A 23,063-nucleotide genomic window follows, 5' to 3' on the forward strand; every position below is an offset into this window, starting at 1 on the left:
CAGAATTAAAATGTTAAGTTCAATTTAGTGCCCAGGGTAAAATTCACCAGGCTTTCTTCACGCGATAAGGCAACAGTGGCAGATACAAGCACCATGTTATAAGGTACATAATAGAAGCCACCACCATAGGCATAATGCCATTTACGGCTGCTTTCCCCTTTTAACCAAACCCGGCCTATATCATTAAATGCGACCAAACCAACCTGGCCCGGAAAAACATATGATTTACTATCGAACAGCTTTACCCGAAATTCAAGACTGGCATACGCCAGGCCATGTCCGGCAAAGCGATTTTTCCTGAATCCCCGTAAATAATTATTTGCCCCCAGGGTCAAAGCCTGAAAATATTCGAGGCTGTCGCTGAAGATGCGGCCCGCACCGACTCTTAAAACGGTCACCCATCTTGCCGGAAAGCTCATGCTGGCATATACCTGCATATCTGATTCCAGTTTTGTCAATGGGTGGCTGTTATCGCTGAGTCCCTGTAAATGGGTGAAGGTGGTCAGCCAGCTGATGCCACGGGTAGGAAAGAGTTCGTCGTTCACATTGTTGATCCAAATGCCTGCTTTACCGCCTGCATAGGATTTTACCGAGTAAACTGCATTTGAATCCAATCCTATCAATGAGGGTTTGCCGAGAATATAATCTTTGTTATTCACCGGTTTATTCCAGTAGCGGTAATAGGATGGGCCTGCAAATACACTTAACACACCGGCCAGCTTTTTTCTGAACAGCACGTCTGCTTCCACGTTCTTGAACCGGGCCCTGTAGTACCGGATGGTTGAATCTTCGTTGATCTTCGTTTCATTACCAAAGCCAAAGAAATTATTCAAAGCAGGGTCTTTCAGTTCTGCATTGATGGCTAAATCTATTCTTGGAAATACATCGACAAACAATCCACGATACCTGAACTGATAAGCACGTTGTGCTGCTGCAAACAAGGCAGAAAAGCGTTGTTCGGATGAATATGGATTCTTACGCCAGCCATACCGGCGGTACCATAATCCGAAACCAAACATAAATCCATCATCGGCATTCCAGCCTAGGTTTATACGGGGAAAATGGAAGATATTGAACTTGTATTCGTCAAAGTCGTAATCGTTCACCTTTGTATCGGTGCTGAACCGGGGCTTGGTATTTTTGCCCCTGGTCAGAAAATTCTTTTCTGTGCTGAGGTCATATACATAGCTTTTCATATTGCCCTGTACGTTAAAAGTATCGGCCCCCTTACCACCAATGATTCTTAGAAACGACTTGCCGGGCTTATTGGCCGAAATGTCGAACTTGTCATTGCCCCGGAAACCGAATAACCTGATCTCTTTTGTTTGTTTCGGATCGAACAGGCGATCGTACATTACAAATCCGGAATCCTTTCCTTCATTCGTCAATACCTGCACGCGGAGGCTATCGCCCTGGTTATATACTTTGAACAATTCCGTTTTATTACTACCCAGTACGGTTACCTGCTTAGCCAGGAAATCATAATATTTCAGGGATTGTTTTTGCAGCAGGTTGCGGCGACTGATCAACTTGTCGATGGTTTTCTGGCCATTGATGGCATAGATCTCGGGTGGCATTTGTTTAACGGCCTTTACAATGGCTGTATCGGGCAATTGCTTTCTGAAAACGGTGGTTATGGAATCCCACTCTTTTCTGTCGAGATCGTTTAAGAACAACCGGTCAAAATCTTTTGAAACAACTGATAAGTGGTTTACATCGGGAATTCTATATTTCAAACCTTTTAAAAAGGGCAGCCGTTTGCGGGAAATATAGGTGATCAGCAGGCCATCTGCTTTAAAAAAGGCCTGGTCACGGTCTTTTGGAATAGGATAATACAATTTGCCGCGGCCGGTATCACGTACGCCCCATTTCCATTGGTCCATGTGGCGGTCCCAGTCGGCAATCAGGATGTCGAGCAGGCGTGCTTTCAGCACTTCTTTTTGTAATACACGTTTATCATTGTCTTCAATCAATTCGTTGAATACCTTGATGGAACTTTTGGTATCGGTTCCATCCCAAGAGGCGTCTTTTTCCTCCAGCATACAAACTTTATTGGCGAAAACGGTACGGTACTGGCCAAAGTCAAGATCATCGGGCACCAGGTAAAATGTAGGGCTTGGATGAGGGATCTTAAGCGATGTTGCCATGGAGGCAACAGCCAAGGGTGCATAGGGATGGGCTGCCGAGATCATATCCTGTACAATTTCAGAGGCCATGGTGTTGCGCAGGTTCTCGGGTAATGCCAGTTCCGGGTCTTTGTCGATGGTGCGTAAAGTCCATTGCTTTCCGTTCTTGTCTTCCAGCGTCAATGATTTGGTTTGTTTACCCCCACCCATACTTTTGATCGTAAAACCGCCGTGTTCTTCTTTGAGGCGGAATACTTTCAGGTTCACCGGGGTTGACCAAATGTTACGGTAATTGTTGCCCAGGATCAGCCGCTTTAATCTTGAAGCATCCTTGTACCGGTTACTTGCCGGGGAAACATGGTAATCGGTATAGGGCGGGATCTTTACTTTGGCAGTGTCTTCGGCCAGTTCAGGCAGCTTTGTGAGGTCGATGATGTTTTTCGAATAAGCCTCTCTTGCAATTGCCGAATCAACATTTACAGTATAGAATTTGGCACGTACATTTTTATTTTTTGAAACCTCAAGAACGGCAAAACCCAGTTCGGCTGCGGTGAACAACGAGTTCTTGCTGTCTTCTACCCGGCTGGTTTGACAACCCGATCCGCTCACAATATAATAGTGGTTGGTATCTTTGAGCAATTGCAGGCTATGGTCATGACCGGCTGCATAAATTACATTGGGATATAGTTTGGTTTCTGCCCGTATGCTATTCACCATATTTGTGTAGGTAGGATGGCTGATATCCTGCGGACTGCCGAAAACGCTTCGGCTGATAGGATAAATTGATCCTATAACAGGCAGGGGTATGTATAACTTTTTTCGCAGATCGGTGAAAGGAAAAATATGTTGCTTGATACCGAAGTAGCCGCCATGGATACCATTGCTCATAAAAGGGTGGTGGCAGGCCATGATTACAAGTTTACTCCTGTTCTTGTTCAGCAGTTCTGACAGCTGGATCTTGAACTCGCTTTCTGTTTTACACTCACAGTCCCATTCAATGCCGGGTTTTTCATGCGGGTGTAAGAACCACTGGCTGTCGAAAACGATCATTACCACATCATCGCTGATGGGCACCTCTACAGGGCCGGGACAACCTTCGCTGGGAACAAAGGCAACTTTGTTCTCTTTCATAAGGTTTACATAGGCTTCCTGGCGCAACAGGCTTTCCCAGCCATCTGCACTGCCATTGGCCCAGTCGTGGTTGCCGGGAACCATGTAAACCTGCGCCGGGGTATTGGCAGCTACTGCCATTTGCGAGTCGAGCACTGTTCTTGACAGTACATAGTCTACAGCTCCTTCATCGGGCAGGCCATGCCGGTATAAATTATCACCCAGGTAAACGATGGTGGTTTTTTTATCAGGGAACAAGTGATTTTTCACTGCTGAGGCAACAGGGTGTTTGCCATTGGCCAAAGCGCCGCCATCGCCAATTAAAATGATCCGTGCAGTCACTGAATCGTCGGTTTGGGCAAATAATACGTGGCTGGCAAATAGCATATATAGAGCAAACAGGTACTTCATGGTTTCACTTTCTTGTTATATTTAAAAAATAGGAGGTTTGCTACGCCGCGGTCAGCCGCTTCATTGGAGATGATCATGTCTCCTTCCGGCGTAAAAGTAATTCCTTCCGGTTGTTTGAAAAGAGCGGCATCAAGATGATATGTTTGTTTCACCTGGCCTTTACGGTCGGTTATTACCAGTAGTTTATTTACTGATGATACAATGAACAGTTCATTGGTAACAGGGTGAATGGCTGCGGCAGAGGGTTTAAATTTTATTTTTTTTTCTCCTATCATGTTGGCAATGGCCGTTACATTGATCGAAGAAGAGTCATCGAGCCGCTTATAAAGCAGGTTAAAATAATAAGCGGTAAGGGCTTTCTTTTTATCTGTTTCACAGTCCTTGCAGATCAGAATAAGTTTGAACAGCCGCGGGTCATAGTACAGGATCTCAAATTCATTACCTGAAGCCGGGAACTCCTGGTTCTGGGTGAGGATCTGGTTATGATCATCAAAAGTAAAAGCCGTTATATTACCATTGCTTTGCAACACATAAAACACTTTATCAACCATCACCAGGTCTTCATAATCGCCCTGGTTTGAAAATTTCCATTTCTGAATGGGTTTATTGCCTGTCAAAGGAATTTTGTACAACCAGCCGAATTCGTCGCCAATGGCAAATAGGCTCGTATCGCGTGCATAGAAGGCCACGCCCGAAATTTCGTCCAGCTCTACAGGTAATTTCAATAAGAAAGGTTTGTTCAGGTTGTAGCCATCAGGACTTTTAAACGCAGGATTGTTATCGGCTGACGTAGAACAGCGGCTAAAGAAAATAACAATGAACAGGCATATGATGCACAGGTGTCTGTAAAGCATAAAAAATCGAATGGCTCATAAGTTATATGTCAAAATCTGGTGCCATGGGCGGCCACTAATTGCATAACAATAGATGTTTTAGAATAGTGTAGAAATTCGTCTACAGTAGACCTTGTTGGCAGGAGAATAACTGATGGTTAATATGGTGCTTAAACTGGTTGCCTAAGCAGCAACATTCCTGGCTGTTCGCAAACAGAGCCATTGCTTATGAGCTTATCATCCCAATAATCTTTCAATTGACTTAGACTGGTAAACGCGTACCCTCTATTTGCTCTTCAATTTTTGAAAGTATTTGCAGGCTGGCTTAATGCCGCAAATGTCGCATTTGGGATTGCGGGCAACACAAATATAGCGGCCATGTAATATGAGCCAGTGATGAGCGATATGGATCAATTCGCGGGGAATGTGTTGAATGAGCTGTTTTTCAGTGGCCAATGGAGTTTTGGCCCCTATGGTTAATCCGATGCGGGCCGATACCCTGAAAACATGGGTGTCAACCGCCATATTCGGTTGCTGATCAACTACCGAGGTAATGACATTAGCGGTTTTCCTGCCTACGCCGGGCAGGGTCACCAGTTCTTCTACCGTCAGGGGAACCTGGCCATTGAACTGCTCCTGCAGCATTTTGGCCATCCCGATCAGATGTTTTGTTTTGTTGTTGGGGTATGAGATGCTCTTGATTAATGGGAACAGCTCATCAAAACTGGCTTTTGATAAACTGTTCGCATCCGGATATTTTTCAAAAATAGCCGGTGTAGTCATGTTAACCCGCTTGTCGGTACATTGTGCCGACAGGATCACCGCCACCAATAGCTGGTAGGGGTTATCATACAGCAATTCGGTTTCCGCATCGGGTGCATGATGCAAAAAATAGTCAATTACAAACTGGTAACGTTGTTTTCTGGTCATTCCTTCACGTAGAATGACTGCGAAATTAAGGGAGTGGATTAATGTAGCCCAATGATTATTACATTATTGTGAGCTACCGGTTCTGCCTGAAGCTTTAAGCAGTTGCAATAGCCGATTCGCGGGCGTATTGCAAAACGTTCATAATAACTTCTGTTCTGGGAGATTCAACGATCTTATCCAGGTTACGGGCAGAGGCTTTTAATACTTCTAATTTTTCGCGAAGCGTCCAGTCTTCCTCCAATGCAGCTTCGATAGCGGCATTCATTGCCGGCGAGGTTTCTTTGTACAAATAGCGTAAAAGGTCCTCCGGTGTAAAGAGAATAGTCATAGGCAAACCATTTATGTCCTTTAAAATTCCGAAAGAGTCAATTTCGGAGTCCGTCCGTGTTTAAAACGATATTTAGGTTTCTCTTATTGTGCAGGAAATTGGATGGGAGATTGCTAATTCGGTGGAAAGATAAAAAAAGACGGTGAATGATGCAATAGAAGGCATCAAAACAACTTATTCAGGTAATATGAACAAATCTTCATTGTCTTTCTTCATCCAGTATTTTTCGCGGGCATATTTTTCCAGCATCTCCGCATTCTGTTTCAGGTCGTCCAGCTCCTTTTGGGTGGTGTCGATCTGTTGAAGGTAGTAATCCCGGCTTTTTTCCAACTGCCTGAGTTCGTGGCGGTGTTTAAAGTGGGTGGTAATAATATCGCGGTCGTCAAAGAACAGCAACCATACCGAGAATACCAGCAGGGTGAGGAAGTACTTGTTCTTAAGCCAGGATGGTATGTTTTTGAAAAGTTTCAAGTTACAAGTTTCAGGTTACAAGGGCACAATGATCAGCGTCCCCGATTACGGCTTACAGGTCCCCAGGTTACAAGTTATTAGGAATGTTTTGATTCCCTGTAACTTGTAACCTGTAACCTGCAACTATTCGTTATTTTCCAAATTTAATTCTTCCGTTGGGATAAATAGCATTTCCTTCCAGCAATTCTTCAATACGGATCAGCTGGTTATACTTAGCCAGGCGGTCGGTACGGCTGGCCGAACCGGTCTTAATTTGTCCGCAGTTCAGGGCTACCGCCAGATCAGCGATGGTCGTGTCTTCGGTTTCACCACTGCGGTGACTCATAATAGACGTATAACCATTGGTTTGCGCCAGTTGAACGGCATTGATGGTCTCGGTTACGGTACCGATCTGGTTCACTTTGATGAGGATACTGTTGGCAATCCCTTTATTGATACCTTCCTGGAGGCGCTTTACATTCGTTACATACAGGTCGTCGCCTACCAGCTGGCATTTGCTGCCAATGCTTTCAGTATGTTTTTTCCAGCCATCCCAGTCATCTTCGGCCATACCGTCTTCAATAGAAACGATGGGGTATTTTTTCACCCAGTCTGCCCAATAAGCCACCATCTCATCGCTGCTGATGGTTTTGCCTGAGCTTTTATAGAACTTATACGTTTTTTTGGCTTCGTCGAACATCTCGGTGCTGGCTGCATCCATGGCAATGCCAATTTGTTCGCCTGGTTTGTAACCGGCAGCTTCAATGGCCTGCAATACGGTTTCGATGGCTTCTTCATTGCTCTGAATATCGGGAGCGAAACCACCTTCATCACCTACGTTGGTGCTATAGCCTTTCTTTTTCAACACCGTTTTCAGGTTATGGAAGATCTCAACACCCCAGCGCAGCCCTTCGCTGAAGGAAGGTGCACCGATGGGAACGATCATAAATTCCTGGAAATCAATTTTGTTATCGGCATGCGCACCACCGTTCAGGATGTTCATCAACGGCATGGGCAATACAGTGGCATTTACGCCGCCGAGGTAACGGAACAGGGGCAGGTTACTTTCCTGAGCTGCGGCTTTGGCAACGGCCATTGAAACAGCCAGGGTAGCATTGGCGCCCAGTTTTGCTTTATTTTCGGTACCGTCTATTTTGATGAGCAGGTCGTCGATGTAAGCTTGTTTCACTACTTCAATACCAATCAGTTGGTCGGCAATAACTTCGTTTACGTTCTTTACTGCCTGCAATACGCCTTTGCCCATATAGGTTTTTTTATCACCGTCGCGCAATTCAACCGCTTCGTGTTTGCCGGTAGAAGCGCCACTGGGAACGGCAGCTCTTCCTATAAATCCGTTGTCAGTAACAACATCTACTTCTACTGTGGGATTGCCGCGACTGTCTAAGATCTGGCGTGCATGAATGTCTGCAATGTAACTCATGATTGGTATTAGTTTTTTGAATTTAAATGCTCGGTTTTTCAATTGTCGGTCCCAAACGCATGCCGTCATTGGCGGAATGGTCGAAGGACGTGCAAAGAAACAAAGTTTGCGTTACAATCCCTGTGTTGCGGTTAAACTTCTGAATACATCTTCCAAACTTTGTCCGCCCGATTGCAGCGAAACGATGTTGAGGTTATGTTGCAGGGCAAGTTCCAGCAGTTGCCTTTTGGCTTCGGTAGCGTCATGGCAAAGCAGCTCCCATTCATAGGTGCTGATCTTGCTGGCCGATTGTATGCTGCTCAATCTTTCGAGCCAGGCGGCCTCCAGGGGTTCTTTGAAGGTTACCCGCAGCAGGTTATTGCTGTCGACCTGCTGGCGCAGATTGCTTAATTTATCGTTGGCCACCAGTTTGCCGCGGTTAATGATGATCACACGGTCGCAAATTGCTTCCACTTCCTGTAAGATGTGCGAAGAAAATAATACCGTTTTATTTTGCCCCAGCGATTTTATTACTTCCCTGATCTCAATGATCTGGTTGGGGTCTAAGCCGGTAGTAGGTTCATCAAGGATCAATACTTCGGGATCATGAATGAGGGCGGCTGCCAGCCCTACCCGCTGTTTATATCCTTTCGACAGCTGGCCGATCTTCTTTTTACTTTCCAGGCTCAATCCAACGGTCTGGATCACGCCTTCGATGCGTTCTTTTTTTGTTTTTGGGGATAGTTTATGCACATCTGCCACAAAATCGAGGTATTCACGAACATACTGATCGTAATACAGCGGATTGGCTTCGGGCAAATAGCCGATGGTGGTTTTGGCTTTCAACGGTTCCTGTTTCACTGGGATGCCCGATACAACAGCTTCACCTTCATCTGGCTGCAGATAGCCGGTGATGATCTTCATAGTCGTGGATTTACCGGCGCCATTGGGCCCCAAAAAGCCAACGATCTCCCCTTTATTTACAGTGAAGGTTATGTTATCGATCGCTTTTTGCTCACCATATAGTTTGGTAAGATTTTTTACTTCAATTGACATAGTATGAGTGCTAATACCGGTAGCGGCCAGGCAAATTGTAGCAAGCCGAAAGACCAGGCAGGTACAAATATAGGGCACATTGGCTAATTGGCTAATTGGCAAACAGCTATTTTGGAGTCGGCCGTGCCGTAATATAACAGCCATTTATTGTTGAAATGCACCAGGCCTTCTACAAAACAAACCCTGTTTACCTGTCCGCTCACTTCGTAGGGTTTATCTGGTTGAATGAACCAGCTTTCCATGCGTTGTACAACCTGGGTGGGGTCATTTTTATGTAGCAGGACCTGCGAAGCTGCATAGGTGCCTTCCGGTAAGCTGCTGTCGCCTATAGCAGGAATGTTACGGCTATTGTACAGGAGAAGAATGCCTTTGTCTGTTAGCATGGCCGGTGGGCCGGGTTCTACCAGGTCGCTGTCAAATTTTTTAGGTCTGGGGCCAAATACGGTTTTTATTTCGGGTATGTCCTTGGCGTAATGGCGCAGTGGAATAGTCGCTTTTTCTCCCGGTGAATATAAAACCGGTTCCCAATTCCGGAGGTCATTCGAAGTGGCTGCCCAAATGTTTACATCACCCCAATACATCCAGTATTTACCCTTGATCTTTTGGGCAATGATATTTCCATTTTCATATTTAGAAACGATGGCTCCTGACTTTGACCAGGTATTGAGGTATTTGCCATTAAAGGCCCTGGCAAATGCGGGCCCGTGTTTGGTCCATCGCAGCAAGTCTTTGGAAGAGGCCACCATTAAGCGCGCGGTTTTCCCGTCATAAGCGGTGTATGTCATAAAATAAGTGCCGCTGCTGTCCTGCACCACCCGTGGATCTTCACAGCCCCCTTCCCACTCATATTTTTGCTGTTCATCGGGCGCGGGGTAAAGAACCGGTTGGGCAAAACGGGTGAAATGCAGCCCGTCGGTGCTTTCGGCAAGTCCTATGCGGGAAGTGCCGGCAAATTTGCCAATAGCGTCTTCGGCGCGGTAGAGCAGGAATACTTTCCCGTCTTTTACAATGGCGGCAGGATTGAATACATCTTTTGCTTCCCATTTTATGGATCGCCTGCGCACAGGACAGATAAACGTTCCATTACCGGGTTGAAGGATGGGATTAACAGCGTCTGTTTTTACAAATGGCAGTAGCATCCAGCTGCTGTCTGCAGCCGATCTGGTGGTTGATAGATCCTGTTGTTTGGAGGCTGGTGGCTGGCAGGCGAGCAGGCAGCTCAATAAAACCAGCTGGCTGAATGCGATCGTAATTCTTATGGGCAGCGTTAGCATGAGCATCTTGTTATGGTGAAGGTGGCAAGGGTAGACCCGTATGTAATTTACGTTTTTCGCATGTATAAGCTGTCGGGCTAATTACCCGCTATTTCTTACACAATGGGTTCCATATCCGGCTTAGTTGTTTATATTTAAGAGAGTTCTTATTTAATGCGATTGTTTCTGGTCATAGCTACGCTATTGCTCTTTGCTGCTTACAGTAATCTGATCCAGTTAGCTGATCTAACTGAGGTGGCTACCTTTGTGTTGTGTGAGGAACCCGAACCGGAAGAAGACAAATCGGAAAAAGAGTACAAGAAATATAAGTTCGATAAACATTCCAACGCCTTCGACTGTCCGTTCCTGTTGACTTACCTCTCCAATCAAATAAAATACTTTCACAGATCGGGCCTTTGTCTCAAAGGCCATTGCGCACTTATTGACCAGCCTCCCGAAGTGTAAGTGGAACATACGCTCCTTTTTCTTCATCAATTGTTTCACTGCAATAATTAATTAGTGTTATTATGAAGCATTATAATTGGGAGTGGCGCCAGCCTGCTGCGCCGGGAAAAAATGTGCGCAGTGACAGCGGCCCCGCCATTTCACTTCCGCCAACCGTTGAACCAAAACCCACAAGAAAAACAATAACGGGATCTGAGGGGATATTCAGCCGCATTGCATTTTATATGAACCCATTCGATGGCCGGTATGAAGACCTGTTAGAAGGAAATAAAAAACTGAATATTGTTAAAGATCTCACGGCAGGGTTAATAGTTGCTATGGTAGCGATACCGCTGGCAATGGGCTTTGCCATGGCTTCCGGCCTGCGGCCAGAACAGGGAATTGTTGGCGGGGCGGTGGCCGGATTGCTGGGGGCATTGTTTGGCGGTTCAAAATACCAGGTATATGGCCCTACCGCTGCTTTTATTCCTGTGATCGGCGGCTTGATGGCTACTTATAATCACAGTTTCCTGGTGCTGGTATCTATTTTGGCAGGCGCATTACTGGCGGTCTGCGGGCTTGTTAAATTCGGCCGAATAGTAACCCTGGTGCCGCACTCTATTGTCGTAGGCTTTACGATTGGTATTTCCATTGTAATCGCATTTTCGCAGCTGGGGGAGATCTTCGGGTTTAAAGAGAGAGTGGGTTATGGTCTTTTGCAGCAGGTTCAAAAGACGATAGCCTACCTGCCAAATGCCAACTGGTACGCTTTTGCTCTGGCCGCATTCACATTTGCGTTGTGCAGAACCTTAATAAAGTTCTCCGCTTTTATTCCCGCTCCTTTGATCGCTTTGGGTATGGGATGGCTGGTCAGCTCCACATTGTGGAAGAGCGAGGGCCTTATTCTTATCAAGGATAAATATGGCGCTATACCAACCGATTTTTTAGTGATCACCACACCGCAATTACCCGCTATGACTGCGCAGGTAATGTATGACCTGGTGTATTATGTGCTGGCGGTATTCATCGTAGCGGCTATTGAAAGTTTATTATGTTCCCGGATGGCCGACAGGCTTGCAAACAATACCGGCATACCCTATAATCCCGATAAAGAATTATGGGGGCAGGGTATGGTGAATATGGTAACGCCTTTGTTCAATGGCTTTCCCCATACAGGCGCCCTGGCAAGAACCGCTGTAAATATTAAAGTGGGGGCTGTATCTCCCCTGGCAGGCATTGCGAAGTTCACTTTCAAGTTACTGATGGCGGCTTTCCTGGCCACTTACCTGGAGCAGGTACCGATGGCCTGCATTGGCGGCATTCTCTTCTATGTTGCCAACGGAATGGTGAAGAGAAAGGAGGTGCGTGAAGTGATCGGTTCCCGGAATCCCTATCATATTGGGCTGATGATCTATACAGCAGCAGCGGTACCATTGTGGGGTTTTATGCCCGCCGTCTTGTCTGCCATTGTAATCTTTGCACTTATGGTGCTCTTTCGGTTGGTAAAAAAGCCCGTGCAGCAGGAAGTGTCCAGGCCCGCGCAATTAACGGGGCTGCGCATAATGGGGCGCGTATAAACAAAAGAGTTCCACCGGGGGCGGAACTCTTCAGCGTTATCTGTTAATGGTGAGCACGATGTTTATAAACTATCGAACTCATACAAGGGATCAATATGGGTACCGGCCTTCATTTCAAAAACCGGTTTAATAATGCCGTCTTTTAAACCGTATACCCACCCGTGCAGGTCTGGCTGGTTATTTTCTTTCCAGGCACGTTGAATGATGGATGTTTTAGCCAGGTTATTTACCTGTTCACGAACATTCAGTTCTACGAGCCTGTCGATACGTTTTTCAGTCTCCTTAATTGCATCCAGTTCTTCGCGGTGCAGGCGGTATACGTCTTTGATATTGCGCAGCCACATATTCAATACAGGTTTGAAATCGCTTTGAGTAGTAGCTGCTTTAACGCCGCCACAGCCATAATGGCCGCAAACGATCACGTGTTTTACCTTAAGGTGATTGACAGCATAGTCGAGCACGCTCAGCAAATTCACATCTGTGTTCACCACCATATTGGCGACATTGCGGTGCACGAAGATCTCGCCTGGTTGTGTGCCTGTAATTTCATTGGCCGGTACGCGGCTGTCGCTACAACCGATCCATAAAAATTCAGGTGTTTGAATGTCGGCCAGCCGCCTGAAATATTCAGGATCTTCGCTGACTTTCTCTGATGCCCAGGCTTTATTCTCCAGTAATAATTTTTCGTATGATTGCATGATCGATCTTTTTGACTTAATAAAATTAAACAACCTTTTTTTAATGGCGTCGGTTGAAATCGAATTTCAGCACGCGGGTTGCAAATTACCGGCGTTGCATTATACTTCCGCCATCTCTTGTTCTGCAACTACAGGTTTCGGGTGTGCTACAATGTTAGTACCATTTCCTGTAAAACCCTGATCCCTGTGATTACTTTTTCTCAATTCAACCGAAATGCCTTTCAAAGGAGCGTGTTTTAAAAAGTCTTCAATAACCTCAATGATGTCGCGGTCAATAAAATCGGCCCTTGTTGCATCAATAAGCACTGATGAATTCTCCGGTACTTTTTCGAGCCGGTTCTTAATGATCGGTTTATTTAAAAAAGATACATCCTTACGTAAACGGAATAAATATCTGTTGGCGTCATTTACCACCAGTACTGCCGATTTGAAGTTACTGCGGATAACAAAGAACATACCTACAACGCAACCAACTAAAATACCTTTCAACAGGTCGGTAAGCAGGATGGCCACGATGGTAATGGCAAAGGGTAAGAACACATCCCATCCTTTTTTATAAAAGCTTATGAACAGCGAAGGCTTAGCCAGCTTGAAACCTGTATAGATCAGGATGGCTGCCAGTGCCGACAACGGTATAAGGTTAAGCAGGGAGGGGATGAAGGCTACAGATCCCAACAGGAAAAAACCATGGAAAATGGTAGACATTTTGGTTTTTGCGCCGGAATTGATATTGGCCGATGTACGCACCACCACAGAAGTAAGTGGTAAACCGCCAATAAAGCCTGATACCATATTACCAGCGCCCTGGGCCATCAATTCCCGGTTCGTTGGGGTAACGCGTTGATAGGGATCCAGGTCGTCTGCTGCTTCAATGTTCAATAAGGTTTCCAGACTGGCCACAATGGCAAGGGTTAATGCGGTAGTCCATACCACCGGATTCGTAATATGGCTGAAATCGGGAAATGTAAAGAACGACAGAAATCCTTCCACAGAATCAGCCACCGGAATTTTCACGAGGTGTGAATCTTTGATCACCAGGTCAGGCGCCGATGTTCTTAATGTTTCATTCAGGATAACAGCAACCACTACCACGATCAGCGGGGCCGGCATCAGTTGCAGGAACCTGGCTTTGGGAGCAACATATTTTTCCCAAACAACCATGATCACCAGCGAAACCAACCCAATAACGAGGGCTGCCGGTATTAAATGACTAAATGCCCCAAACAAGCTGCTGAAGGTGTTTTGGCCATCGGCCTGCTGAAAACTTTCATCCCCGGTATAGTCGGCGTCGTAGCCCACCAGGTGCGGGAGTTGTTTCAGGATCAGGATCAGCCCTATGGCCGCCAGCATCCCTTTAATTACACTGGAAGGAATATAATCACCGAGAATACCGGCTTTTATGATGCCTAAAATAATTTGAAAAACGCCGCCCAGCACAACGGCCAGCAGGAATGCTTCGAACACCTGCAGTTTGCCAATAGCTACTATTACAATGGCTGTTAAACCGGCTGCTGGTCCGCTCACACTCAGTTGCGACCCACTCAGGGCACCGATAACAATACCGCCCACCATACCGGCAATAATGCCCGAGAACAACGGAGCCCCCGATGCCAGGGCAATACCCAAACAGAGGGGGAGCGCTACAAGAAATACTACTACAGATGAAGGCAAATCATTTTTTAACGCGCCTGCGTATTGTTTTACTTTTTGAACCATATTTAATAACGTTTTATGAGAAGCACATGGCTTGCCCGGTTTGACAATAAGATACCCGGTTGAATTCAAGGATGCACCTGGAAACAAATGCTTTTAGCCAGATGTACATTTCATATCAACAAAGCAATCGTATTCCCGCATTGCAGGAAGAATAAAAAGGATGATCAGAAATGGGAAAATTGTCAGGCTTCCGGAGGAGGTGAAAAAGATTCCGGATGATAAATGCAGAGTTTTTCTGTTTCGTGAACCTTATGTTCATACAGCCAATTGATCCAATCGGGATTAACCGGACTGTGATGTGGATGTAAAAATTCTTCAGAGAAGGTTACCGGCGCATCGGGCGATTTTTCGTCGGGACCGGCAGGGTTGGTCTTGCAATCACCCCTGGTCTCTTCATCACCGTCTGCATCGATACAGGTGATGAGCGCTGCACTCGTTTCTTTCGACATATACAAAAAGTTGATACCGGTGATCCAGAGCAATAAAAGCATCATGACAATGGCCACGATCCTTTTCGCAACAGATACAGTATATTCTTTTTGTATTGCTTTATCCATGATAATGAGTAACGATGCAAAAATAAGGGTTCAATGCTCAGGTGACAAACGTTAAATTTCCTTAACAATTGCCATTTAGTCCACAAAAATTATGCAATAAATGCCAATAAACAAAACCGTTTATATATCTAAGTGCAAACTATATAAGGCCTGCCTGCACGAAATGTTTTACAAGCAGGCTTGAATATTGTTGACTATTAATATTCTTTATATTTCTTTGGAATTTTCCGGCAGGCGGTCGTATTCTCCCTTAAGGGCATAATAGCCGAAAATAACCATGCCAATAGCGATCGGGATAAATATGATAATAAATACAGCCCATTGAATCTTAGTGTCTAAAACCGGTTTTTTATTTATTTCTTCAGCAGCTGTTTTAATGAGGTAATAAATGGTAACAGGGCCCAGGATGATCCACACAATGCCCAGCCATCTTTTTAACTGATTCATGTTGTTCTTTTTAATATTATTTAATCGTTAACATCGGGGTCAATCCGGTTTGAAATATAAATAGCACCAATAAATAAACATACAGCGGCAACGATAATGGTATACCACAACCCCGATAATTTATCCGTCACATAAATGGTGGTCAGCAAAGTGGCAATAAACGGTGTTAAACCCCCGAACACGCCATTGCCGATATGGTAGGGAAGCGACATAGACGTGTACCGGATGCGGGTCGGGAAAAGCTCTACCAGGAAGGCGGCAATTGGACCATACACCATGGTCACATACAGTATTAACACGAAGATGAGCGCCACCAGCTTGCGGTAACTCGCCGTATCCAGTTTTTTGTCTTTATATTTTATTGACGTATGGGCAGCCCCGGCCAATGCTGCATTGGCAAACAGGGTATCTGCTTTTATTTCTTTAAATACAGCGCCGTCGCTGTAACGAACTTCCGAAGTAACCAGGCGAACCGAATCGGCCGGGTTTTTATCACTCACAACCGTTTTTTGTTCCAGTAACTTTCTATGTTCGGTCAGTTCGGTTTTCCCGCCTGGCTCGGTAAGGGCTATGAATTGTTTAAAAATGGGTTGATAGGTACAAATGGCCAGCAGCATGCCAATCAGCATGATCCATTTACGGCCTATTTTATCACTCCACCCGCCGAAGACCACAAAAAACGGCGTGGCCAGTAATATGCCCCAGATAAGGATGGTGCGCGACTGGTCGAAATCAATATTGCATACGTTTTCGAGGAAAGACTGTGCATAAAACTGGCCGGTGTACCAAACAACGCCCTGGCCCATGGTTGCGCCAAACAAAGCGAGCAAAACCATTTTCAGATTGGTCTTATTACCGAAGCTTTCTTTTAGCGGATTTACGGATGTTTTGCCTTCTGTTTTTAGTTTGGCGAAGAGCGGTGATTCGTTCATCCGTAAACGTATATATATAGATACGCCTACCAGTAATATAGATACCCAGAACGGGATGCGCCATCCCCAATCGTTAAAACGTTGAATGGAAGTGTTCAGGTCAGGCGCGAGGTAATGACGCGTAATTAATATTACTCCCAACGAAAGGAATAGGCCCAGGGTAGCGGTGGTTTGTATCCAGCTGGTATAATAACCACGTTTATTGGCCGGTGCATGCTCTGCCACATAGGTAGCGGCGCCGCCATATTCACCACCAAGTGCAAGGCCCTGCAATAAACGGAGCAGCAATACCAGCAGGGGCGCTGCAAAGCCGATCGTTGCATAACCTGGTACCAGGCCAATGGCGAATGTAGAACCGCCCATAAGGATCAGCGTCAGCAGGAAAGTGTATTTCCTGCCAATGAGATCACCTAAACGGCCAAATACCAATGCACCAAAAGGGCGAACAATGAACCCTGCTGCAAAGGTTGCCAGTGTAGACAGAAGGGCTGCTGTGGGATTTGTTTTTGGAAAGAACTGGCTTGCGATCACAGTGGCCAGGCTGCCGAAAATGTAAAAGTCATACCATTCAATTAAGGTTCCTACCGAAGAGGCAGCGATTACCTGCCAGATAGTTTTGGAGCTCGAAGCTTTGGTCATATGGGAAGCCGGTTTTCTCGTTGTTTAAGCTATAAATATAAGGCACAAGTTTCAAGGTACAAGGCACACGATAGAAGTTTCCGATTTCAATATTGATTGTGCAAACGAATGCATGATCAACTAACAAGTGTAAGGTGTTTCCATTCTTGTTGCTTGTCGCCATTTCTTCGTATTTTAACGGCCCAAAATAAAAAAGGGAGTTAAACTGATTGTTATGTCATATCCTTATCAGATAAGATCAGCAGACCAATACAAGGCCGCGTATGAAAAAAGCGTTAATGAGCCGGAGGAATTCTGGGGCGCTGTAGCTTCAACCTTTCACTGGAGAAAAAAATGGGATAAAGTACTGGAATGGGATTTTAAAAAGCCAACCATTAAGTGGTTTGCCGGCGGTAAACTGAATATAACCGAGAACTGTCTCGATCGGCACCTCGAAACGCTGGGCAATACGCCTGCTATCATATGGGAGTCGAATGATCCTGAAGAACATCACCGCATTTTAACCTACCGCGATCTGCACGCTAAAGTATGCCAGTTTGCCAATGTGCTTAAAAATAACGGCGTAAAAAAGGGCGATCGTGTTTGTATTTATATGGGCATGGTGCCTGAACTGGCTATTGCCGTACTTGCCTGTGCCCGCATTGGTGCCATTCATTCTGTCGTATTTGGCGGATTCAGCGCACAAAGCATTGCCGACCGCCTGCAGGATGCCAAAGCGGAATTTGTAGTTACCTGCGATGGCGCCTTCCGCGGTAATAAAGAAATTCCGTTGAAAAGTGTAATTGACGATGCCCTGGTACAATGCCCCTTTGTTAAACGGGTGATCGTATTGACCAGGACCCGCACGCCGGTATCTATGATCAAGGGCCGTGATGTGTGGTGGGAAGATGAGATCAGGATCGTTGAAACACAAGGCAACCCCGATTGTACCGCCGAAGAAATGGATGCGGAAGACATGTTGTTCATTTTATACACCTCCGGCTCAACCGGTAAACCGAAAGGCGTGGTACATACCTGCGGCGGCTACATGGTGTACACAAACTATAGTTTTGTAAACGCCTTCCAGTACCAGCCGGGTGACGTGCATTTTTGCACGGCTGATATCGGCTGGATAACCGGTCACAGCTATATCGTGTATGGCCCATTAAGTGCCGGCGCCACTTCCCTGATGTTTGAAGGCATTCCTACATGGCCCAATGCTGGCCGGTTTTGGGATATAGTAGACAAATACAAAGTAAATGTGCTGTATACCGCGCCAACCGCCATCCGGTCGCTGATGGGCTTCGGTCTGGATCCTGTAAAAGGGCATAGCCTTGATTCTTTGAAAGTGCTGGGTACCGTAGGTGAACCCATTAATGAAGAAGCATGGCATTGGTACGATGAACATATCGGTAAGAAAAGATGTCCGATCGTAGATACCTGGTGGCAAACGGAGACAGGAGGTATCCTCATTTCCAATTTGGCGGGTGTAACGCCAGCCAAGCCGGCGCATGCCACCCTGCCTTTACCGGGTATTCAGCCGGTACTGGTTGATGAGAATGGTAAAGAAATTACCGGCAATTCGGTGAGCGGCAACCTGTGTATTAAATTTCCCTGGCCCGGTATGCTGCGTACTACATATGGCGACCATGAACGTTGCCGCCTGAACTATTTCGCCACCTATGAAAATTTATATTTTACCGGTGATGGTTGCCTGCGCGATGAAGTGGGTAATTATCGTATTACCGGCCGGGTTGATGACGTACTGAACGTAAGCGGCCACCGCATTGGGACGGCTGAAGTGGAAAATGCCATTAACATGCACGCAGGTGTAGTGGAAAGCGCCGTGGTAGGTTATCCGCACGATATTAAAGGGCAGGGCATTTATGCGTTTGTGATCTACCAGGGAACGCATGGTGATGAAGAGTTGGCCCGCAAGGATATTACACAAACTGTTTCGCGCATCATAGGGGCCATTGCAAAACCGGATAAAATTCAATTCGTGAGCGGCCTGCCAAAAACCAGAAGCGGCAAGATCATGCGCAGGATCTTGCGAAAGATCGCAGAAGGCGAGATTGACAAACTGGGAGATACCACCACCTTGCTGGATCCTGGCGTGGTTGATGAAATTTCCAGGGGAAGATTGTAACAGAATGATAATTATATAATATTTTATGGCCCGTGCCGGCTCAGCCGGCACGGGCTTTTTAATTTATAGATGCCTGATCCTGCCCGGTTTATCCCAAATGGTGACTAATACAGACAAAATACCTTTTTACTGCTATTGCAGGTGCAACGCGTGAATGATACTTTTGTGCCTGCCATGAACCCTTATCAAAACACCACTTCATTGCCTGCCTGCAGATATGAAATGATCTTGCTCAGAGTCCCACAGACAATGCTTACATAATCTATTACCAAGAACCAATAAATAACAATTCGAACCTATGTTAAAAAATCAGCTCCTTGCACTAAGCACCTTATTCATGCTGGTGGCAGCCTGTTCAAAAAAAGATAAGAATGGGGATGATGCACCGCCCGCACATGCGAACGTAAAAGCCGTTCAGGATTATTTGTTGCAAACAGACAGTGTAAAAGCTTTTGGCCAGGCTTTTCAAGCAGTAACTTTTGCCGACGCTGATGTCAGCAGCGGCATAACTGTCTTTGCCCCGGTAAACAGCGCTGTTGTCAGCTATGATCGCAATGCCCGGGTAACAGAAGCGATGGTATTAACTTCAGATGAGGTAAAAGATCATATTGTAAAAGGTATTGTTAACAAGCCCGATCTTAGCCATGGCAAAAGGCTAACTGCCTTAAGTGGCAAAGAACTGGTAGTTACCATTGATGGTGATAAGATCATGATCAATGGAGTTGCGATATTGAGCATTAGTACAGACGCTTCCAAGCCTGCTATTTATACAGTGGCCAATGTGCTTTCTAAAAAGGTGGCCGCTGAAGACAGCTTTACCAGTAAAGCAGAAGCACAGGCATTCCTTGACACTGCATACACATATATAGGCAAATGGCATCACCAGCAAATCACTACCGACGCGGTATTAAGCGACGATGCAGTTTGTGGTAATTTAACCGCTCTCTGCGACCTGGATAATTTTAATATTACGGGGGTAAATGGTCATCTCATCTCTTTTTGGTACCCGGCTTATACATATATCACAAGGTTGAACCGGTTGATCCTGCATGTGCCTGCATTGAACCTGCCTTTGGCCGAATCAAATAACCTGATTGCACAGGCGAAGGGCTTGCGCGGCTTTCTGTACCTGCAGTTGGCAACCTACTATGGCGAGTTGCCATTACAAACGAGCCTAACAAACGAAAACCTGTCGCGCTCTTCATTGACGGAGACCTATACCTTTATTAAAAATGATCTCACGGAAGCGATGGGGCTGTTACCCGCCCGCTTTACAGGCGCCGATCATCGCCGCATCAGTGCAGATGCCTGCAAATTGTTACTGGCCAGGGTAGCCATGGCGCAGGGCGATTATATAAAAGCAAAACAATTGACCAGCGAATTGATCCAAAGCAATACTTACTCGCTGGTTGCTGCCAATACCATTTTTGTAAGTGATGAAAATGCAGAAACTATCTGGAATATACATCCCGGTATTAATGCGAATTATGCGTCGGTAATCAATGAAGGCGGAACAAAAAGTTTTATTCCGGCGCTGCGTTACGCGGAGGTTCTGCTGATCAACAGCGAAGCCCGGGTAAACCTGGGTGAGCTGGATGCAAATGGTATCAACCAGTTACTTGCTCGCCGCAATCAGCCAACTGTAACCTTTACAGACCAGAATCAGGCAAGGGAGCTTGTGCAATCAACCTGGAAGACGGAACTGTATCGCGAAGGGCAGCGTTTTGCCAAGCTGGTGAAGTGGGGCAGGGCTATGGAGGTACTGGCGGCCAAAGGTTTTAAGGAGCATAACAAATTAATGCCAATTCCTCAACCGCTGTTAGATACGAATCCGAATGTATATCAGAATCCTGGGTATTAACAGAGACTCACAAACTATTCATACGGATGGCCGGTCGCCTGACCGGCCATACTTTTTTATTGTAGAAGATTTGAAACAGGAATTAAAAGAGAAAACCCCACTGGCTGGAGATTGTGGGGTCTTCATAGAGACGGATACATTGACCGTTTTCTAAAGCCAATGTACTTGTATGGATTGTTATGTCTCACATGTTTGAATGCCGCCATGCGGGCGCCCACAATGCGGACTTACACTCATGCAATATACGCTTCAAATTGTAAACAGGTTGGTGAAGCCTGTTAATAAATATTAACAAGACAAATAAAGGTTCCCGAACGTTGCTGCATGCTGAAAAATACAGCATAAGTCAGTAATAGTACTAGTAGGTACTACGTAAAAATCCTTAACTGGTTTGCCAGGCATCACCTCCCTGAGGGCGAATGCGACATTGGTGTGGTAAAGAGAAGTGCGTTTATCGTTTTATGGTAACCCTGGAGCCAACCGGTAATATGTCATCCAGTTCGTCGAGGTCTTCATTTTTTAATGAAACACAACCATTGGTCCAATTGGTATAATCATCAACCACCAGGTTATCATTTGGCCAGGTGCCGTGAATAGCAATACCACCGCCGATCTTGGCACTGGCTGGTATCAAGCCCCTGGCTTTACGTTCTTTAAATTTGCTCCAGCTTTCCTGGGTGGGAAAGTCGAGCATCAGCATCTTATGCCATTTCTGATGAGGTTTTTTGTAGATGATCTTGAAGGTGCCTTCAGGCGTGCGGCGATCTCCTTCCATGAGTTTATCAGAAAGGTCCTTGCTGCCAAATACAACGGGATAAGTAGCATACCATCCTTCTGCATCAAATACCTGCAGCTCGTAATCGGATTTATCTACCACCACATATACGTCGCCTACCGGCTTCGTTCTGAATAAATTCTTTTTGACTACCCGCCGTTCAATGGTTTTAAAGGCCGCTAATCCTGTAACAGACATCATTATAAGGCCTGCAAAGAGCCACTTCAATTTCATAAGTAAACCTGGTTTTAAGCGTAAAGACCAAGCAAGTGATTAATGGGTTTAAAATTAAGAACAAAAAATGTTTAGTCTTTCAAATGTGGATAATGGAAGTAGTCCACATAAAAGAACGTTGCCGGCCCTGATTTATTTTTTTGGGAAAAGGCTTTAACAATTTTTTGCTCACCGATTCGAAACGCAAAAAAAATGCCATTGAAAACGAAGTGAACCCCTTTGATCGTTAAACATTCATAAAATAAATAAACCGGCATACTATGATACCGGTTTACATTCATGGCTATGTATATTATTACTGCTACCAGTTGCTTAAGCGTAATCCTAAATTGTAAGGTCTTTGATCAGGGCCTCTTTCAAACATGCTTTTAGCCGCGTATGATCCGTATAATTTTACTGGTCCCAGGTTCAATTCTCCAATGTACGACAGTTTCCAGGGGCGCAGGTCAAAATCATCGCGTTCTTTATGCTTGCCGTCGGTGTTGGTAACGGTTTTCTGCCGGCTCGAATAAAGGTACCCGCCGCTGGCGCCTACGCTTACGCCAAAACCTCTTTTACGGTGCGGGGTGAAATTGAAGTTCAGCATGAGAGGAACGGTTACATAATCGGCGGCCAGCTTATTTTTTTCGTAACTGCGAGAAAGGTCATAGGTTACTCTCGTAGGGTTGGTCGAAAATAAGATCGGTTCGCGGTAGCGATAATTATTCAGTTCAATACCTAAACCGTATTTAAGATTTACTACCCCTTTTATCATATTCAGCTTTTGCATGAATGCCCAGATGTTCACGTTCACCGATTTGCCGGTGCGCAATTTGAAATCATCTTTATCGAGGCCGGGGGCAAAACCATCATTTGAGTTTTGTATGGCGGCGCTTTTATAATCTGTTTGATCATTATAATTGGCGAAACCTAGGTCAACGATCCACCAGTTGGTGCTTATGCGCGAGGGTTTACCTTTGCGGTGGTATGTTTTTGCTTCGTTGTCTTTGTTTTTATCGCGATCCCGTTTTTTGATAATGATCATGCCGCCTACGCGAATGGTATCGCTGGTGGTTTCGGTGGAATCGGTTTGCGCCAGGCCGGTTACAGACATACTAATCCCGATCAGGAGTATAATTACCTGTTTCATTGTACTTGT

General features: G+C 45.6%; 19 protein-coding genes. 4 read left to right on the forward strand and 15 right to left on the reverse strand.

Annotated elements, in window-relative coordinates; all coding sequences use genetic code 11:
* Nucleotides 1-5: 5 nt before the first annotated feature.
* The 8 genes from JT717_RS01710 to JT717_RS01745 form a co-directional block, all read right to left on the reverse strand.
* Nucleotides 6-3,647, reverse strand: coding sequence for a BamA/TamA family outer membrane protein (locus tag JT717_RS01710; protein ID WP_205508457.1), 3,642 nt, complete (start codon nucleotides 3,645-3,647; stop codon nucleotides 6-8).
* Complete coding sequence (locus tag JT717_RS01715) at nucleotides 3,644-4,501, reverse strand: SdiA-regulated domain-containing protein (protein WP_205508458.1); 858 nt, start codon at nucleotides 4,499-4,501, stop codon at nucleotides 3,644-3,646. The genes JT717_RS01710 and JT717_RS01715 overlap by 4 nt, the downstream gene beginning before the upstream one ends.
* A gap of 264 nt (nucleotides 4,502-4,765) precedes the next feature.
* On the reverse strand, nucleotides 4,766-5,410 hold the full coding sequence (nth, locus tag JT717_RS01720) for an endonuclease III (RefSeq protein WP_205508459.1): 645 nt from the start codon (nucleotides 5,408-5,410) through the stop codon (nucleotides 4,766-4,768).
* Between the two features lie 94 nt (nucleotides 5,411-5,504).
* Complete coding sequence (locus JT717_RS01725) at nucleotides 5,505-5,738, reverse strand: hypothetical protein (protein ID WP_205508460.1); 234 nt, start codon at nucleotides 5,736-5,738, stop codon at nucleotides 5,505-5,507.
* 174 nt (nucleotides 5,739-5,912) lie between these two features.
* Nucleotides 5,913-6,209: an FtsB family cell division protein gene (locus JT717_RS01730; RefSeq protein WP_205508461.1), complete on the reverse strand. Its 297-nt coding sequence runs from the start codon at nucleotides 6,207-6,209 to the stop codon at nucleotides 5,913-5,915.
* Between the two features lie 130 nt (nucleotides 6,210-6,339).
* Complete coding sequence (gene eno / locus JT717_RS01735; protein WP_205508462.1) at nucleotides 6,340-7,629, reverse strand: phosphopyruvate hydratase; 1,290 nt, start codon at nucleotides 7,627-7,629, stop codon at nucleotides 6,340-6,342.
* Between the two features lie 111 nt (nucleotides 7,630-7,740).
* The gene (gene gldA / locus JT717_RS01740) at nucleotides 7,741-8,664 is read right to left on the reverse strand and encodes a gliding motility-associated ABC transporter ATP-binding subunit GldA (RefSeq protein WP_205508463.1); all 924 of its coding nucleotides are present in this window, start codon (nucleotides 8,662-8,664) and stop codon (nucleotides 7,741-7,743) included.
* Between the two features lie 83 nt (nucleotides 8,665-8,747).
* Nucleotides 8,748-9,938, reverse strand: coding sequence for a glycoside hydrolase family 130 protein (locus JT717_RS01745; protein WP_205508464.1), 1,191 nt, complete (start codon nucleotides 9,936-9,938; stop codon nucleotides 8,748-8,750).
* A gap of 153 nt (nucleotides 9,939-10,091) precedes the next feature.
* Between JT717_RS01745 and JT717_RS01750 the strand changes: the two genes are divergently transcribed.
* Together JT717_RS01750 and JT717_RS01755 are read left to right on the forward strand one after the other, a co-directional pair.
* Nucleotides 10,092-10,382: a hypothetical protein gene (locus tag JT717_RS01750; protein WP_205508465.1), complete on the forward strand. Its 291-nt coding sequence runs from the start codon at nucleotides 10,092-10,094 to the stop codon at nucleotides 10,380-10,382.
* 62 nt (nucleotides 10,383-10,444) lie between these two features.
* Nucleotides 10,445-11,938: a SulP family inorganic anion transporter gene (locus tag JT717_RS01755; protein WP_205508466.1), complete on the forward strand. Its 1,494-nt coding sequence runs from the start codon at nucleotides 10,445-10,447 to the stop codon at nucleotides 11,936-11,938.
* A gap of 62 nt (nucleotides 11,939-12,000) precedes the next feature.
* Here JT717_RS01755 and JT717_RS01760 read toward each other — a convergent pair whose 3' ends face one another.
* From JT717_RS01760 to JT717_RS01780, 5 genes are all read right to left on the reverse strand, one after another.
* On the reverse strand, nucleotides 12,001-12,636 hold the full coding sequence (locus tag JT717_RS01760; protein WP_205508467.1) for a carbonic anhydrase: 636 nt from the start codon (nucleotides 12,634-12,636) through the stop codon (nucleotides 12,001-12,003).
* Between the two features lie 99 nt (nucleotides 12,637-12,735).
* A complete protein-coding gene (locus JT717_RS01765) occupies nucleotides 12,736-14,352 on the reverse strand; it encodes a SulP family inorganic anion transporter (protein WP_205508468.1) in 1,617 nt (538 codons plus the stop codon).
* Between the two features lie 182 nt (nucleotides 14,353-14,534).
* A complete protein-coding gene (locus JT717_RS01770; RefSeq protein WP_205508469.1) occupies nucleotides 14,535-14,909 on the reverse strand; it encodes a hypothetical protein in 375 nt (124 codons plus the stop codon).
* A gap of 207 nt (nucleotides 14,910-15,116) precedes the next feature.
* Nucleotides 15,117-15,356: a DUF6814 family protein gene (locus JT717_RS01775; RefSeq protein ID WP_205508470.1), complete on the reverse strand. Its 240-nt coding sequence runs from the start codon at nucleotides 15,354-15,356 to the stop codon at nucleotides 15,117-15,119.
* Nucleotides 15,357-15,376: 20 nt separating this feature from the next.
* Nucleotides 15,377-16,927 (reverse strand): MFS transporter, encoded by a 1,551-nt coding sequence (locus tag JT717_RS01780; protein WP_205508471.1) that lies wholly within the window; start codon nucleotides 16,925-16,927, stop codon nucleotides 15,377-15,379.
* Nucleotides 16,928-17,141: 214 nt separating this feature from the next.
* Between JT717_RS01780 and acs the strand changes: the two genes are divergently transcribed.
* Entirely contained in the window at nucleotides 17,142-19,055 is a 1,914-nt protein-coding gene (gene acs, locus JT717_RS01785) for an acetate--CoA ligase (RefSeq protein ID WP_205508472.1), read from the forward strand.
* A 298-nt stretch (nucleotides 19,056-19,353) separates the two neighbouring features.
* A complete protein-coding gene (locus tag JT717_RS01790; protein ID WP_205508473.1) occupies nucleotides 19,354-20,916 on the forward strand; it encodes a RagB/SusD family nutrient uptake outer membrane protein in 1,563 nt (520 codons plus the stop codon).
* A 451-nt stretch (nucleotides 20,917-21,367) separates the two neighbouring features.
* Here JT717_RS01790 and JT717_RS01795 read toward each other — a convergent pair whose 3' ends face one another.
* Together JT717_RS01795 and JT717_RS01800 are read right to left on the reverse strand one after the other, a co-directional pair.
* Nucleotides 21,368-21,925 carry a L,D-transpeptidase family protein gene (locus tag JT717_RS01795; protein ID WP_205508474.1) on the reverse strand — a complete coding sequence of 186 codons (558 nt, stop codon included), beginning with the start codon at nucleotides 21,923-21,925 and terminating at the stop codon, nucleotides 21,368-21,370.
* 301 nt (nucleotides 21,926-22,226) lie between these two features.
* Nucleotides 22,227-23,054 carry an outer membrane beta-barrel protein gene (locus JT717_RS01800; RefSeq protein WP_205508475.1) on the reverse strand — a complete coding sequence of 276 codons (828 nt, stop codon included), beginning with the start codon at nucleotides 23,052-23,054 and terminating at the stop codon, nucleotides 22,227-22,229.
* Nucleotides 23,055-23,063 lie beyond the last annotated feature (9 nt).

It is taken from the genome of Longitalea arenae, assembly GCF_016924755.1.
GTDB lineage: Bacteria > Bacteroidota > Bacteroidia > Chitinophagales > Chitinophagaceae > Niastella > Niastella arenae.

Coding starts and splice junctions, on each gene's coding strand:
- nth (WP_205508459.1), bottom strand. CDS start 5,410: ATGACCAGAAAACAACGTTACCAGTTTGTAATTGACTATTTTTTGCAT.
- JT717_RS01800 (WP_205508475.1), bottom strand. CDS start 23,054: ATGAAACAGGTAATTATACTCCTGATCGGGATTAGTATGTCTGTAACC.
- JT717_RS01770 (WP_205508469.1), bottom strand. CDS start 14,909: ATGGATAAAGCAATACAAAAAGAATATACTGTATCTGTTGCGAAAAGG.
- JT717_RS01745 (WP_205508464.1), bottom strand. CDS start 9,938: ATGCTAACGCTGCCCATAAGAATTACGATCGCATTCAGCCAGCTGGTT.
- JT717_RS01750 (WP_205508465.1), top strand. CDS start 10,092: ATGCGATTGTTTCTGGTCATAGCTACGCTATTGCTCTTTGCTGCTTAC.
- acs (WP_205508472.1), top strand. CDS start 17,142: ATGTCATATCCTTATCAGATAAGATCAGCAGACCAATACAAGGCCGCG.
- JT717_RS01715 (WP_205508458.1), bottom strand. CDS start 4,501: ATGCTTTACAGACACCTGTGCATCATATGCCTGTTCATTGTTATTTTC.
- JT717_RS01760 (WP_205508467.1), bottom strand. CDS start 12,636: ATGCAATCATACGAAAAATTATTACTGGAGAATAAAGCCTGGGCATCA.
- eno (WP_205508462.1), bottom strand. CDS start 7,629: ATGAGTTACATTGCAGACATTCATGCACGCCAGATCTTAGACAGTCGC.
- JT717_RS01725 (WP_205508460.1), bottom strand. CDS start 5,738: ATGACTATTCTCTTTACACCGGAGGACCTTTTACGCTATTTGTACAAA.
- gldA (WP_205508463.1), bottom strand. CDS start 8,664: ATGTCAATTGAAGTAAAAAATCTTACCAAACTATATGGTGAGCAAAAA.
- JT717_RS01765 (WP_205508468.1), bottom strand. CDS start 14,352: ATGGTTCAAAAAGTAAAACAATACGCAGGCGCGTTAAAAAATGATTTG.
- JT717_RS01780 (WP_205508471.1), bottom strand. CDS start 16,927: ATGACCAAAGCTTCGAGCTCCAAAACTATCTGGCAGGTAATCGCTGCC.
- JT717_RS01755 (WP_205508466.1), top strand. CDS start 10,445: ATGAAGCATTATAATTGGGAGTGGCGCCAGCCTGCTGCGCCGGGAAAA.
- JT717_RS01795 (WP_205508474.1), bottom strand. CDS start 21,925: ATGAAATTGAAGTGGCTCTTTGCAGGCCTTATAATGATGTCTGTTACA.
- JT717_RS01790 (WP_205508473.1), top strand. CDS start 19,354: ATGTTAAAAAATCAGCTCCTTGCACTAAGCACCTTATTCATGCTGGTG.
- JT717_RS01710 (WP_205508457.1), bottom strand. CDS start 3,647: ATGAAGTACCTGTTTGCTCTATATATGCTATTTGCCAGCCACGTATTA.
- JT717_RS01775 (WP_205508470.1), bottom strand. CDS start 15,356: ATGAATCAGTTAAAAAGATGGCTGGGCATTGTGTGGATCATCCTGGGC.